Consider the following 14330-nt stretch of genomic DNA (forward strand, 5'->3'; position numbering starts at 1 on the left):
ATAAAATGATTTCAGTAGAAGAAAAACTCCGGGTATTTACCCAATATCTCTTAAGTAAGGAACGAAAATGGGGCAAAGATATCATCTACGATGCCAAGGATAAAAAGAAGGCGCTGCTGGCTGACTCCGAGGAAAAGATAAAAAAAGAAAAGCGGGCCATCGAGGAGCGGAGTTATCATACGATCTTCAGAGATAAAAACAAAATTATTGCCGAAGGTAAAAATAAAGCCAAAACTCTGGAATTGGAAGAAAAGAATCGAATCCTGATGGATTTTAATCAGCTGATCCGGGAAAAAGCCAGTGATTACCTGAGTCAAGAGGTCTATAACGATTATCTGCAGGATTGTGTGGCGCAGATTCATCAGGTTTTTGCCGGTAAAAATAATATTGTCGTTTTTGTCCGGGAAGGCGATTTTAAGCAGCTTAAAACCATCATAGATCAACAATTAACGGATTTTAATGTTGAATACCGGCAGGAATGCACAGATTGCATCGGCGGCTTTATTGCCGAGGATGCCGAAGGCCGACTCCATTGCGATTTTACGGTTGAAAATCTGATCAAAAGTAATTATAAACTCATCGGAATGACTCTGAACGGGTTTATGGAAAAGCAGGTGAGCTAAGTGGCAGTTAAGCAAGAAAATAAAGCAAAGGGCATCATCTCTGCCATTAACGGTCCCGTTATTAAAGGAAAAAATATGACCAGCTTTAAGATGCGGGAAATGGTTACTGTGGGGGAGCAGCGCTTAATCGGCGAAGTCATTGTTTTAGAAGGTGATATCGGGACGATCCAGGTTTACGAAGAAACGGAAGGCCTTAAAACCGGTCAGGAAATTACTCCCACTGGCAGACCGCTCAGTCTTAAATTGGGGCCGGGGATGCTTAAAAATATGTTTGACGGGATTCAGCGACCACTGGAAAAAATTCAGGAGCTTTCACCGATTTTTATCCCGGAAGGCATCGGCCTCTTATCGATCGACGATAAAAAACTTTGGTCGGCAACGCTCACCGTTAAACCGGGCGATTTGTTATTGGCGGGCAGCAGCTTTGGAACAGTTCAGGAGACGCAAGTCATTAAAAACCGCCTACTGGTACCACCGAACCTGTCGGGAACCGTTGTTTCCGTGGTGCCGGATGGCGAGTACACCATTGAAGAGGCACTGGTAACAATTCGCGATGCCAAAAACGAGCTCCATGAACTGAAGATGGCTCATGAGTGGCCAGTGCGGACGCCAAGGCCCAATGCCTATCGGCGGGAAACCCTGGTGCCGCTCATCACCGGTCAACGAGTGATCGATATTTTCTTTCCAATTGCCAAAGGCGGTACAGCGGCAATCCCCGGGGGCTTTGGAACTGGCAAAACGATGACGCAGCATCAGTTGGCCAAATGGTCCGATGCCGATATTATTGTCTATATTGGATGTGGTGAACGGGGGAATGAAATGACCGAGGTTATTGAAGATTTTCCCAAACTAATTGATCCCCGGTCTGGGAAGTCGATCATGGAACGAACGGTTCTGATTGCCAATACCTCAAATATGCCGGTAGCAGCCCGGGAAGCCAGTATTTATACCGGCATTACCATTGCCGAATATTACCGGGACATGGGCTATGCGGTGGCAATGATGGCTGACTCCACCTCCCGCTGGGCTGAAGCATTGCGGGAGATTTCCGGCCGACTGGAAGAAATGCCAGCGGAAGAAGGTTATCCGGCCTATCTGCCGTCGCGAATTGCTGAATTTTACGAACGGGCCGGGAGTATTGAAACCTTGGGCGGTGATGACGGCTCGATCACGATCATTGGCGCCGTGTCGCCAGCCGGTGGCGACTTCTCGGAACCGGTCACCGAAAATACCAAGCGTTTTGTTAATGTCTTTCTGGCCCTGGATAAAAGCCTGGCCTATGCCAGACATTATCCGGCTATTAACTGGCTGGAAAGTTACAGTGGTTATATAAAAATATTATCCGATTGGTATGAGGATAATGTCGCACCGGATTGCATCACGCTGCGAAATAAAATGCTGGAGCTGATGTACGAAGAAAACAAACTTCAGGAAATGGTCATGCTGGTTGGTGAAGATGTGCTGCCGGATGATCAGCGTTGGGTTTTAGAGATTGCCAAAATCATTAAAGTTGGTTATCTGCAGCAGAATGCCTATAATAAAGATGACACCTATGTACCGCTGGAAAAACAGTACGCCATGCTGAAGGCCATTGAATATTTATATGAACGGGGCCGGGAAGGGTTAAAGCTCGGGATTCCTACCTCACAGCTCAAAAATGTGGATATTTTCAGTCAGTTTATAAAAATGAAATACACCATTCCCAATGATGATTTAAGTGGAATTGAGACGCTAAAAGATGAGATTGACCAGTATTATGAAGTGCTCTTTAAAAAATATGAGAATTAAGGGGGAATAGCATGAAAAAAGAATATCTGCAAATCGACAAAGTCGTTGGCCCCCTGATCCAGATTTCGGATGTGGATGACGTCTTTTACGGCGAAGTGGTTGATATTGTCGAAATCAGCACCGGCAATATCAAAAAGGGAAAAGTCATTAAAATTGAAGAAAAAAATGTGATCATTCAGGTATTTCAAAATACCGCCGGTTTAGCCGCCGGAAACAGCATCATCAAGTTTACCGGGGAAGCATTTAATTTACCGATGTCCCTGGATTTGCAGGGACGGATCTTTAACGGCATTGGTCAACCGATTGATAACGGCAGTGATATCTTCAGTTTGGTTGAAGCCAACATTAATGGCCGCCCGATTAACCCGATGTCCCGGGAATATCCCCGTAATTTTATTCAAACCGGGATTTCTTCCATCGATACCCTGGCCACCTTGATTCGTGGTCAGAAGCTGCCGATCTTTTCCGGCAATGGCTTACCGCACAATGAATTGGCGGCCCAGATTGTGCGTCAGGCCAGACTGGGTGATAATGTCAACGAAGAATTTGGTGTGGTGTTTGCGGCTATCGGCGTTAAACATGATGACGAGAAGTTTTTCAGGAAGAGTTTTGATGAAGCCAATGTTATGGATCGGGTCGTCATGTTTGTCAACTATGCTGATGATCCCATCGCTGAGCGGGTCACGACACCCCGGTGTGCCCTGACAGCCGCCGAATACCTGGCCTTTGAAAAGCATATGCACATTCTGGTGGTCATGACGGATATTACCAGTTACTGCGAAGCCCTCCGGGAAATCTCATCAGCCCGGGAAGAAGTACCCAGCCGGAAAGGCTATCCTGGTTATATGTATTCGGATCTGGCCTCTCTCTATGAACGGGCCGGGATGCTAAAAGACCAGGTCGGTTCGATTACCTTCCTGCCGATATTGACGATGCCTAATGACGATATTACCCATCCGATCCCGGATTTAACCGGTTATATCACCGAAGGTCAGATTGTGCTTGGGAGAGATTTGTTCCAGCGCAGTATCTATCCGCCAGTGGCTATTTTACCCTCGCTTTCACGGCTGATGAAAGATGGAATTGGTGAAGGCTTTACCCGGGGCGATCATGCCGAGGTGGCCAACCAGTTGTTTGCCTCGTATTCCAAGGTTCAGGAAGTTAGAGATTTATCACAGATTATTGGAGAAGAAGATTTAAGCCCCACCGATAAAAAGTACATGGCATTTGGCCGGGCTTTTGAAGCACAGTTTCTTAATCAGGGTTTTAATGAAGGTCGAAATATTATTGAAAGCCTTGATCTCGGCTGGCAGCTCTTGTCACTGTTGCCGCTGACCGAACTGGATCGTCTCAGTCCCGAAAACATTGATAAGTATTTTCCCAAGAAGGCATAGGTGGTGCCATGGCCATTAAAATAACGCCGACCAAGGCGAATCTGATTAAAGCCAAGGGACGGCTGAAATTTTCAATTAAAGGGTATGAGCTACTCGATAAAAAAAGAACCATTTTAATTCAGGAAATCATGCAGCTGGTCAAGGAAGCCGAGCTGATTGAGAGAGAAATTGGGCAGATGTTTCGGGACGCCTATGAAGCCCTGCAGCAGGTCTGTATCAGCATGGGACTCAATCACCTGGAAGAGTTTGCCCTTTCGGTGCCCCCGGAGATCAGTTTTGAAATTCGGGCCAAGGGGGTCATGGGGGTAGACATTCCCGAAGTCATTTATACGGAACGGCGGGAACGAAACCTGGCCTTTGGTTTTAATGAAAATAACCCGGCCCTGGATATTGCCATCAAGAAATTCAACGATGTCAAATATTTATCTTATCAGCTGGCGCAGGTGGAAACAACGGCCTATAAACTGTCGCTGGAAATAAAAAAACCCAGAAAAGTGCCAACGCTCTGGACAAGATCCAGATACCCCCGATTAAAGGCCGAAATTAAGTACATTCAGGATACCATTGAAGAGAAAGAGCGGGAAGAGTTTTTCCGGCTTAAAAAGGTTAAAAACAGACGATAAAAAACAAAGCCGGAGCATTGCTCCGGCTTTTGCTTTGGGTGCTGAACTCCCGTATCAATCGAATGTCGGTGCAGGGTTGGGCGATCAGCCTTTCTGAACGTTATAAACGGCTTCTTTGGGAATCAGGTTAAAGTCCGAAGCACTCAGCAGGGCGATGGCTTTTTCCTGATCGTCGGCTTTAAGAATAATCAGGGGTGAACCCTGGTTATTGGGCATGACGAAGGAGTAGATATATTCGATGTTAACGTCATTTTCAGAAAGCAGGGCAAAGACATCGTGGAGGCTGCCGACCTTGTCGGAGGGATCAACCGCCAGCACATAGCTTTGCTTGACAACGTGACCAGCTTTTTTAAGCGCCTCGGCCCCTGCTTCGGGCTTATCGACGACGATCCGCAAAATACCGAATTCGGCGCTGTCAAAAACGGAAATGGCCCGAATGTCGACCTGGGCATCTTTAAGGACCCCGGTGATCTTGGCTAGATGGCCTTTTTTATTTTCAATAAAGACTGACAATTGACTAATAAGCATGGTTTGCCTCCTATAAATTTTCAGATCGCAGGTCGATGACCCGTTTGGCTTTGCCTTCGGAGCGAACCAGACTTTTGGGTTCAACCAGATGAATGCCAGCGTGAATCCCGAGGATCGTGTGCAGCTTGGTCTGGATTTCTTTATACAGCTGATCGAGCAGGGTCACTGAGACCAGCAGATCCTGATTGACCACTTCGACGTCGATCTCGATCCGATCGAGATAGCCTTTTTTAAGGACCCGAATCTGGTAGTTCGAACCGATCCCTTTAATACCCAAAAGAACGCCTTCAATTTGTGAGGGGAAGACATTGACGCCGCCGATGATTAACATATCGTCGGTCCGTCCGGTGATCTTGGCCATCCGGGCTGAGGTTCGGCCGCAATCACAAGGCGTGGTATCGAGCCTTGTGATGTCCTTGGTGCGGTAACGGATCAGTGGTAGCCCTTCTTTGGTAATCGGGGTGATGACCAGTTCGCCGACTGCGCCTTCCGGCAGCACTTCCAGGGTTTCCGGGTCGATGATTTCGGCAATAAAGTGATCCTCATTGATGTGCATCCCTTTAAAAGCCAGACACTCGCCGGAAACGCCGGGGCCGATCAATTCGCTCATGCCGTAGTTTTCAGTGGCGGTGATGCCCCAGGCTTCATTGAGTTTGGCCCGCATTTCTTCGGTGGAACCTTCGCCGCCAAAGAGGCCGTATTTAAGAAACAGCTCTTCTTTGGGATCAATCCCCATTTCCTGAGCGGCTTCGGCCAGATGCAGGGCATAGGATGGGGTACCGATCAGGACGGTGGATCGGAAATCCTGCATGATCATAATCTGTTTCTGGGTATTGCCGGCCGACATCGGAATGACCCCGGCGCCGATCTTTTCTAACCCCTGCTGAAGACCAAAGGCCCCGGTAAAGAGGCCAAAGCCAAAGGTGATCTGGGCGGTATCGTCAGCGGTGACGCCGCCCATGGTGGCGATCCGGGCGATCACTTCCCGCCACACCTTCATGTCGTGTTTGGTGTAACCGACCACGGTTGGCTTGCCGGTGGTGCCGGAAGAGGCGTGATAGCGGACAATTTTATTTTTGGGCATGGCAAAGAGCCCAAAGGGATAATTTTTGCGGAGATCTTCCTTGGTGGTCAGCGGTAGTAGCCGCATATCTTCCAGGGTGCGGATATCCACCGGTTTAACCCCGGCGGCTTTGAATTTTTCATGATAATAAGGCACGTTTTCATAAACGTGGTTCAGCGTTTTCTTTAAACGCTTAAACTGCAGTTTCCGGAGCTCGTCCCGGGACATCTTTTCTTTATCAGACCATATTTTCATAACTTCTCCCCTCATCTAATCAGCTTGCTGCCAGTATTTTATATCGTTTAGTTTGTCGGTTTCCAGGAACTTTTTAAAGAGACAATCTGGTTAAATACCGGAGCCTCCGGGGTTGAATATTTGGGATCGACGGAGAAAAATCCGTTGCGGATGAACTGAAATTTTTGATAGGGTTGCGCCTTTAATAATTCCGGTTCAATATAGGCTTTGACAATTTCCAGAGATTTCGGATTGATTCGCTCCAGAAAATTATCTTTCGTCAGGCCGGAATCATCCTCCACCAGATAGTCATAGAGGTGAAGTTCGACTTCGCTGGCATGACTGGCATCTACCCAATGGATGGTGCCTTTGACCTTCCGCTCACAGCCAGCACCGGATTTGGTGGCAGGGTCGTAGGTGCATTTCAGTTCAATGACATGGCCGTCGGCGTCTTTTATTACTTCCTGACAGGTGATAAAGTAGGCACCCCGTAGGCGAACCTCATTGCCGGGGAAGAGGCGGAAGTACTTTTTGGGTGGTATTTCCATAAAATCACTGCGATCAATCAGGATTTCCCGGCTAAATGGGGTGGTATAGGAACCCATTTGATCATTTTCCTGGTTAAGTGGTAACTCAACCCACTCAGTTTGATTTTCCGGGTAGTTGGTGATGGTTACCTTCAGGGGATCGATTACGGCCATTAAACGGGGTGCTTTAAGTTTTAAATCGTCCCGGATAAAATGTTCCAGCATGGCGATGTCGACAGTGCTATTGGTTTTAGCGACACCGATCGCTTCGCAAAAAGCCTGAATCGATTCAGGGGTAAAGCCCCGGCGGCGTAAGCCGGAGATGGTGGCCAGACGGGGATCATCCCAGCCATCGACAATTTTTTCTTCCACCAGTTGTTTTAAAAAGCGCTTGCCGACAATGGTTTTGGTCAGATTGAGCTTTGCGAATTCGATTTGCCGGGGCGGTTCTTTCTTGAAGTCGTCGATGTTGGCCAGCACCCAGTCGTAGAAGGGGCGGTGATCTTCAAATTCCAGGGTACAGAGAGAGTGGGTAATCCCTTCTAAGGCATCCTCAATCGGATGGGCGTAATCGTACATCGGATAAATATACCAGTCTTCGCTGGTGGAGTGGTGGCTGGTATGCAGAATCCGATAGATGGCCGGATCGCGCATATTCATGTTGGGGCTGGCCATATCGATTTTGGCCCGCAGAATATGGGAACCTTCCGGTAGCTCGCCAGCCTTCATTTGGGCAAACAGCTGCAGGTTTTCTTCGATCGGGCGGTTGCGGTACGGGCTTTCCTTACCGGGCTCAGTCAGGGTGCCCCGATACGCCCGCATTTCCTCGGCCGAGAGCTGGTCGACAAAAGCCAGGCCCTTACCGATCAGTTCGACGGCGTAGTCAGCCATTTTATCAAAATAGCTGGAGGCAAAAAAAAGCCGGTCATCCCAATCGATCCCCAGCCAGCTGAGATCTTCCTTGATGGAATCGACAAATTCGAGCTCCTCTTTGATGGGGTTGGTATCATCAAAGCGGAGATTGAATTTTCCATGATACTGCTTGGCAATCCGGTAATTAAGTAGTGAGGCTTTGGCATGACCTATATGTAAATAGCCGTTTGGTTCGGGGGGAAAGCGGGTGTGAACGCGATCGTTTTTATAAACCTTGTCGGCAATATCCTGATCGATGGCATTGGTGATAAAATTCGTCTTTTTTTCTATGGGCTCCATTAATTTCCTCCTGAGATTATATTTGCCAATAATACCATAAAGCCAGCTTTATTACAATAAATTGACTGGTGGTAAAGTAAAAAGCGGGCTATTTTTTTAGAAAGACACCGTTCTGATAAAAAAGCTCCCCGTCGGCATAGATTGCCCCGCCGTCTTTCATGTCACAGAGCATGTCCCAGTGAAGCATCGAATCGTTAATCGGGCCGCATTCCGGGTAGGATTTGCCCAGGGCCAGATGAATGGTGCCGCCGATTTTTTCGTCAAACAGCATGTTTTTGGTAAATTTGGTGATTCCGTAATTCGTGCCAATGGCAAACTCGCCAACATAGCGGGAGCCAGCATCGGTGTCAAGCAGGGCGTGAAGCAAGGCTTCGCCCCGTTTGGCGCTGGCCGTAACAACCCGGCCGTCCGCGAAGGTCAGTTGGATATCTTCAATTTCCTGACCACTGTAAATACCGGGAAAGGTGAAACGAATGGTTCCGTTGACGCTTTCCTTTACCGGTGCAGTAAAGACTTCGCCGCTGGGAAAATTGTGGTGACCATCGGAATTGATCCAGATCCGGTTTTCGGTACGAAGCGTCAGGTCGGTACCGTTGGCCATCACATGGAAGCTGGTTTTCGTGTTTAAATAGGTGACCATGGCTTCCTGCTCGTCATGGATTTTTTGCCAGGCGGCAATAGGATTCTCACCATTTAGGAGACAGGCAGAAAAAACGAATTCTTCATAGTCAGACAGCGACATGTTTGCTTCCTGGGCACCGCTTTCGGTGGGGTAGAGGCACAGCGTCCAATCCATTTCACCCCGGGCTACCCGGTCATTGTAAATTTTGGTAATCGGTGCACCGAAACGGCGCTGCAGTGCGATTCGTTCACTGGGAATATTTGATAACGACTTGAGGTTATGATCCCCCAGAATGTTTAGAATCTTATCGGCTTTGGCATAAACCGCCATCATCATCGGCGCATTAAACTTTAGTTGTTCGTCGCTGCCCTCTTTTAGAAGAATTTCCGAAAGACCTTCTGGGTTGAGCAGAACCGTGGGGTGGGCTCCGGCTTTCAAGACCTCCCGGTAGCACTCTCTAATCAGAGGCATGGCCAGGTCAGATCCGCGGATCACAACCCACTCATTAGGCTTAACATAAAGGGAGTAATTGACCAGGGTTTGGGCATATTTTATCAGTCGATGATCTCTCATGGTTTATCTCCTTATAATTGAAATTGTATGAGTTAAATATATCCGAAAAAAGAATTTAACTCAATAAAAAAATAAAAAAACAGGTGACAAATGTAAACGAACATTGTATAATAACGATAGTATAGTTAATGATTACAAGTTCATAAATGGTAACAACATTCAGACAAAATTGTCCATGCTCCATTTAACAAAGAATAATCAGATCCTGTACATTAAAATTAAGTGGAGGTACTCATGGAAGACAGAACTTTAGTTTGTCAAGATTGTGGCGAAGAATTTGTATTTACTGTAGGTGAACAAGAATTCTACCAGGAAAAAGGTTTTGACAATGAACCAAAAAGATGTCGTGAATGTCGAACAAAAAGAAAACAAACTAGAAGACCAAGAAACAGCAACTTCTAGGAATTTCTAAAAAAAACAATGAAGATCCCTTATAGGGATCTTTTTTTCTTGTTGATTTGGAAAGCCTGAGAATTGATCCAACCAAATGATATGAGTAGTTGATTGACGCATAAACAGATTTCCCAATGAAACGGGAAGAAAGAAAAACAAATGATAGACAAGGCTCACGTTTATATCGTAAAATGTAATGATGATACCCTTTATACTGGGTGGACCACTCACATCGAAGCGCGAATCAAGGCCCATAATGCGGGAACCGGTGCAAAATATACCCGGGGACGGTTGCCAGTCACGTTGGTTTATTGGGAAACGCTGACCACCCGTTCGGAAGCCCTCAGTCGTGAAGCAGCCATCAAGAAAATGTCAAAAGCGAAGAAATTAGAGTTGATAAAGAACCATGAATCAAAAAAGTAAAGGAGTTTTCAGATGAATCCCTTTGTCAATGAAATCCCAGTTTACGAAACCCTTGCCAATGGTAACGCCATTATTATTATCTATGATTTGTTCATTCTTCTGCTTTTTTTATTTGAATTGTTTCTGTTCTACAACAAAGAACGCATTATTTCTGAAGTGAAGCAGAACAAAACAAAAAAGATTAAACCAGTTCGCCGTTTTCTGGTAAAATTGATTGTCAATTATGAATATCAGGGAATTCTAATGGTCACTGGTGTTTTGTTGGTGATCTCGTTATTGGTGGTGTCGCTGCATCACCGAATACTGTTCAGCGAACTGATTGGAATTTTAGGAAGCTTTGCCGTTTTTATTATCATCGTATTTTTAGTGCAACACCTTTTTATGAAAATCGATCAGTTTCAGGATATTATTGTCTCCCGCTTTATGGATCTGATCTTTTATCTCGTACTGGGTCATTATTTTGTGCTGTTTGCTAACTTTATCACTCCGCCGAGCCTGCCGCTGGGTTTGTTGGGTCTTTCTTTTGCCCTGATACTCTGTTTCTCGGTGATGATCCGGGCGATCGCCAATCCTACCTTAATCCGCAGTTCCGTTTCCAAAAGGCGTAAATATCACGAAACCGCCAGTATTCTAAAAGGGATGCTGGTACTGGTTGTCAGTGAAATGAGTATCCTTTATCTGATGGTCTATAATTGTTTTAAAATCAATCCCGGTTTTTACGTAGCCAATTCAAACCGGGCCCTGGATGCCTTTGACATGCTCTATTATATGGTGATTTCCTTTGCCACTATTGGTTATGGAGATATTCATCCGGTTCGTTTTAATGGCATTATTTACGGCGAACTGGTGGCCATGGTAATTGGTTTGGCCAGTATGTTCAGCACCGCCTGCTTTGTCGGTGCGGTGGTTGCCGGAGCCGCCCAGATGAGTTGGAATCAGGGTATGGAAGGAAAAAATCAGGATAACGATGCATCATCAGATCAGGACGAACATAATGAGCGCCGAAGCATGATTTCTGTGATTCATGAAAAATTGAAAAATAAAGAGCTTTAACAGGCAATTACTAAAAAGAAAGGTTATTAATGATGAAATTTTATTTTGCATTATGGTTGGCAAAATTAATGGGGATTGCCATCAAACTTGTCAGCAAGGGGCGGGGAACCAACCTTCCCGGGGAGAAGGCGTTAGCAATCGACCCGGATTTTGTCAAACATTTTAAAAATATTGATTATTCCAAGGTCGTTTTTATTACCGGAACCAATGGGAAATCGTCGACCACCAATCTGCTAACGCATCTATTAAAGCAGAACGGTAAAAAAATTGTTTCCAATCTGGAAGGCGCCAACTTATTGGGAGGGATTGCTACAAGTCTGGCCAAAGAAGCCAGTTTATTGGGGAAACTCAAGGCCGACTACTATATTTTTGAAACCGATGAACGCTATCTGCCGTTAATTTACGCCCAATTACCAGCCGAAAATATGCTGATCACCAATCTCCAAAAAGATCAGGTCCAGAGAAATGGGGATCCGGATTTTATTATCCGCAAGTTAAAAGAGGTGGTCAATCCGAGGATGACGCTGATCCTCAATAACGAAGAACCGCGATCCCGATTTTTCGAGGAAGTCGCCCGTCGTTCGATTTATTACAGCGTTTCCCGCCATGATGAATCCTTCGTAAAGGGTGGCGATTACCCCACCCAGGCGTGTCCCAAATGCCATCACGATCTGCGTTTTGACTATTACAATGTCGACAGCATCGGCGCCTTTGCCTGCGATTTTTGTGGCTTTGCCAGCAAAAGCACACCGGACTATTTGGTTACTGCGCTTAACTTTAAAGATAATACCTTCAAATTGAAGGATGTGGTCTTTAATATGCCCTATGATCTACCGTTTATGTTTTATAATTATGCTGGCGCGCTGGCCGTTTGCGATGCGCTTTGTGGGATTACACCGGCAGCCGCAGCCCGAGCCTTTGAAAATTTTAAAAATATCGGTGGTCGCTTTGAGGTCTTGACCTACAAAAATAAAACCATTAAATATATGCGGATTAAACAGGAAAATCCCGATACCCTCCAGAGTGCCTTAAATATTATGGCATCAGACAAAAGTAAAAAAATGGTGGCTCTGGGTTTGTATGTAGTCAATGATTTTGTTCCCCATTACATCAATACCTTTTACGCCTTTGACTGTGATTTTAAACCGTTGGTAGACTCCAATGTGGAGCGATACCTGTGTTTCTCTGAGCATGTTGCTTATGATACCGCCAATCGACTGGTTTATGATGGGGTTTCAAAAGAAGTGATCACGATCATGGACAGTGACAACATCAGTGAAATATTTGCCGAAATCGACAAGGCCGAAACCGATAATATTTATTTGATCACCTGGATTTCTACCTTTGAAAAGATGAAAAAATTCATTGAAGGAGGACAGAACTAATGGAACAGACCATAAAAGTTGGCTGGCTTTTTAATAATATGTTTAACCTTCATGGCGATCGGGGTAATCTGCTGGCGATTCAGGCCGAGGCAAAAAGACGGGGCTACCAGGTTGAGGTTACCCAAATTAACTTGGACACAGAGACCTTTAACCCGCTTGATTTTGATTTTCTGTTTTGTCCACCGGGTGAAATTGAGCATTTTGAGGCGGTGGCAGCCTATCTGGAACCGCATCGAAACGAACTGATGGCCTATATTGAAACCCGACCGATGTTGGTGACCGGCACCACCGTAGCACTGTTTGGGGAAACGATAAAGCGGGATGATCAGTCCGAGATTATTGGACTGGGGATCATTGAGATTGAAGCCCGTGAGAATCACGCCGTGTACGGCGATGATCTGTATTACACCTGTCAGTACAATGGCAAGGAAATGGAAATGATCGGTAGTCAGATCCAAATGATCGATCTGGATATTAAAGAAGAGTCACCATTTGGACGGCTTAAGTATGGCTACGGCAATAACGGCAAGACGAAGTTTGAAGGGGTGATCAGCGGCAAAGGGATTTTTACCAATACCTTGGGCCCGGTTCTGGTTTGCAACCCCTGGCTCACCGAAGAAATCATCAATTTGATTGAAGTCAATAAAACCTGGCCAGTTTGGGACGAACACCGGGATAACAGCCTCGAGTTGAAGTCACAAAAAAGCAAAATGGTTCATATCAATAAAAAAGAAACCCGGCTAAAGCGCATCAGTGAACGTTAGTATAAAATCATAAGGAAAAAAGTGTGAACAGAAAAAAAGTCATTATTGGATTAAGCGGTGGCATCGACAGTGCTGCCTCCGCTTATCGGTTACAAAGTGAAGGTTACGAGGTAATTGGCGTAACCTTTAATTTTTTAAATGCCGAAACAACCATTAATGCCGCCAGAATGGTGGCGGAAAAAATGGATATTGAACACCATGTATTGGAGGCTCAAAATGAGTTCCAGAAAAAAGTGATTGATCCCTTTGTAGCGGGCTATCAACGGGGAGAAACTCCTAATCCCTGTCTGTTATGCAATCAGAACATGAAGTTTAAGCTGCTTCGTGATTTTGCTACCATTAATGGCGACGCCATGATAGCCACCGGCCATTATGCCGAAGTTCGCCAGCATGAGGGGGCATATCAGCTCTGGGCCAGTGCCAATCCCCATAAAGATCAGTCTTATTTTTTATATCATCTGGAGCAGGAAATCCTGGGGCGTTTATTATTTCCACTGAATGCGGTCACATCCAAAGAAGAAGTACGAAAAGAAATTTTGAGTTTATTGCCAGAGCTTGCCCAGGGTGCAGAAAGCCAGGGAATTTGTTTTATCCCTAAAAAGGGCCATGGTTTGTTTCTCAAGGAGGCTGTGTTTGGAAATAATCCGACAGCTCCTGGTAATTTTGTGGATAAAACGGGCAAAATACTGGGGAAGCACCCCGGCATTCATCATTTTACTCCGGGTCAAACCCGGGGATTGGGGATTAACAGCAGTCATCGGCTGGCAGTAGTAGAGGTGATCCCAGCCACCAATACAGTGGTGTTGGATGAAGAAGTGAATTTGTATCAAAACCGTATTCTGGTGGATGCGCTGGTTATCCAATCGCCCGAGGGTCTGCCGGAAACAGGCTTCACCTTTAAAACCTGCCGCTGGGGCCACGAGTATGAGGGCCGGATCGAACGACTTTCGGGAACTCAGGCCATCGTTCACAGTCAGGTTCCGGTTCGGGCTCCGGCACCCGGTCAGGCTCTGGTTTTTTTTAAGGGTCGGCAGGTTCTCGGTGGTGGCATCATAAAACGGTTTTAAAATAAGGTGCTTTAGGTTATAATGAGGCCAGCAAATTTTAAGCAAAAGAAAAAGACTA

Annotated in this window: 14 protein-coding genes; 10 read left to right on the forward strand and 4 right to left on the reverse strand. The window is 45.9% G+C overall.

Translation table 11 applies throughout. The annotated features are described in order from the left end of the window. Positions 1-5: 5 nt before the first annotated feature. From CHL1_RS05705 to CHL1_RS05720, 4 genes are read left to right on the forward strand one after another with little or no spacing between them, the layout of a single operon-like run. The gene (locus CHL1_RS05705; RefSeq protein ID WP_070369754.1) at positions 6-623 is read left to right on the forward strand and encodes a V-type ATP synthase subunit E; all 618 of its coding nucleotides are present in this window, start codon (positions 6-8) and stop codon (positions 621-623) included. Continuing rightward, a complete protein-coding gene (locus CHL1_RS05710) occupies positions 624-2411 on the forward strand; it encodes a V-type ATP synthase subunit A (RefSeq protein ID WP_148637671.1) in 1788 nt (595 codons plus the stop codon). Between the two features lie 11 nt (positions 2412-2422). Beyond that, positions 2423-3805 (forward strand): V-type ATP synthase subunit B, encoded by a 1383-nt coding sequence (locus CHL1_RS05715; protein WP_250935190.1) that lies wholly within the window; start codon positions 2423-2425, stop codon positions 3803-3805. Positions 3806-3813: 8 nt separating this feature from the next. After that, positions 3814-4428, forward strand: a complete 615-nt coding sequence (locus tag CHL1_RS05720) for a V-type ATP synthase subunit D (RefSeq protein WP_250935192.1) — start codon at positions 3814-3816, stop codon at positions 4426-4428. Positions 4429-4512: 84 nt separating this feature from the next. Here CHL1_RS05720 and CHL1_RS05725 read toward each other — a convergent pair whose 3' ends face one another. The 4 genes from CHL1_RS05725 to CHL1_RS05740 all read right to left on the reverse strand — a co-directional run bounded on the left by CHL1_RS05725 (position 4513) and on the right by CHL1_RS05740 (position 9187). Beyond that, positions 4513-4956, reverse strand: coding sequence for an ACT domain-containing protein (locus tag CHL1_RS05725; RefSeq protein ID WP_250935194.1), 444 nt, complete (start codon positions 4954-4956; stop codon positions 4513-4515). A 10-nt stretch (positions 4957-4966) separates the two neighbouring features. Then, positions 4967-6274, reverse strand: coding sequence for a phenylacetate--CoA ligase family protein (locus CHL1_RS05730; protein ID WP_250935196.1), 1308 nt, complete (start codon positions 6272-6274; stop codon positions 4967-4969). A 47-nt stretch (positions 6275-6321) separates the two neighbouring features. Next, positions 6322-7992, reverse strand: coding sequence for a glutamine--tRNA ligase/YqeY domain fusion protein (locus tag CHL1_RS05735; RefSeq protein ID WP_250935205.1), 1671 nt, complete (start codon positions 7990-7992; stop codon positions 6322-6324). Between the two features lie 88 nt (positions 7993-8080). Then, positions 8081-9187 (reverse strand): aminopeptidase, encoded by a 1107-nt coding sequence (locus CHL1_RS05740; protein ID WP_070369759.1) that lies wholly within the window; start codon positions 9185-9187, stop codon positions 8081-8083. Positions 9188-9421: 234 nt separating this feature from the next. Here CHL1_RS05740 and CHL1_RS05745 point away from each other — a divergent pair, with 234 nt between their 5' ends. The 6 genes from CHL1_RS05745 (at position 9422) to mnmA (ending at position 14272) form a co-directional block, all read left to right on the forward strand. Then, positions 9422-9589: a zinc-ribbon domain-containing protein gene (locus CHL1_RS05745; protein WP_070369760.1), complete on the forward strand. Its 168-nt coding sequence runs from the start codon at positions 9422-9424 to the stop codon at positions 9587-9589. A gap of 150 nt (positions 9590-9739) precedes the next feature. Continuing rightward, positions 9740-10003 carry a GIY-YIG nuclease family protein gene (locus CHL1_RS05750; RefSeq protein WP_070369761.1) on the forward strand — a complete coding sequence of 88 codons (264 nt, stop codon included), beginning with the start codon at positions 9740-9742 and terminating at the stop codon, positions 10001-10003. A gap of 12 nt (positions 10004-10015) precedes the next feature. Then, positions 10016-11056, forward strand: a complete 1041-nt coding sequence (locus CHL1_RS05755; RefSeq protein ID WP_250935207.1) for a potassium channel family protein — start codon at positions 10016-10018, stop codon at positions 11054-11056. A 29-nt stretch (positions 11057-11085) separates the two neighbouring features. After that, positions 11086-12441 (forward strand): Mur ligase family protein, encoded by a 1356-nt coding sequence (locus CHL1_RS05760; RefSeq protein ID WP_250935209.1) that lies wholly within the window; start codon positions 11086-11088, stop codon positions 12439-12441. Continuing rightward, entirely contained in the window at positions 12441-13205 is a 765-nt protein-coding gene (locus tag CHL1_RS05765; protein ID WP_070369763.1) for a cobalamin biosynthesis protein CobQ, read from the forward strand. The genes CHL1_RS05760 and CHL1_RS05765 overlap by 1 nt, the downstream gene beginning before the upstream one ends. Positions 13206-13228: 23 nt before the next feature. Next, positions 13229-14272 (forward strand): tRNA 2-thiouridine(34) synthase MnmA, encoded by a 1044-nt coding sequence (mnmA, locus tag CHL1_RS05770; protein WP_070369764.1) that lies wholly within the window; start codon positions 13229-13231, stop codon positions 14270-14272. The last annotated feature ends 58 nt before the right edge of the window (positions 14273-14330 follow it).

This window comes from Acetobacterium wieringae (genome assembly GCF_023700225.1).
GTDB classification, from domain to species: Bacteria; Bacillota; Clostridia; order Eubacteriales; family Eubacteriaceae; genus Acetobacterium; species Acetobacterium wieringae.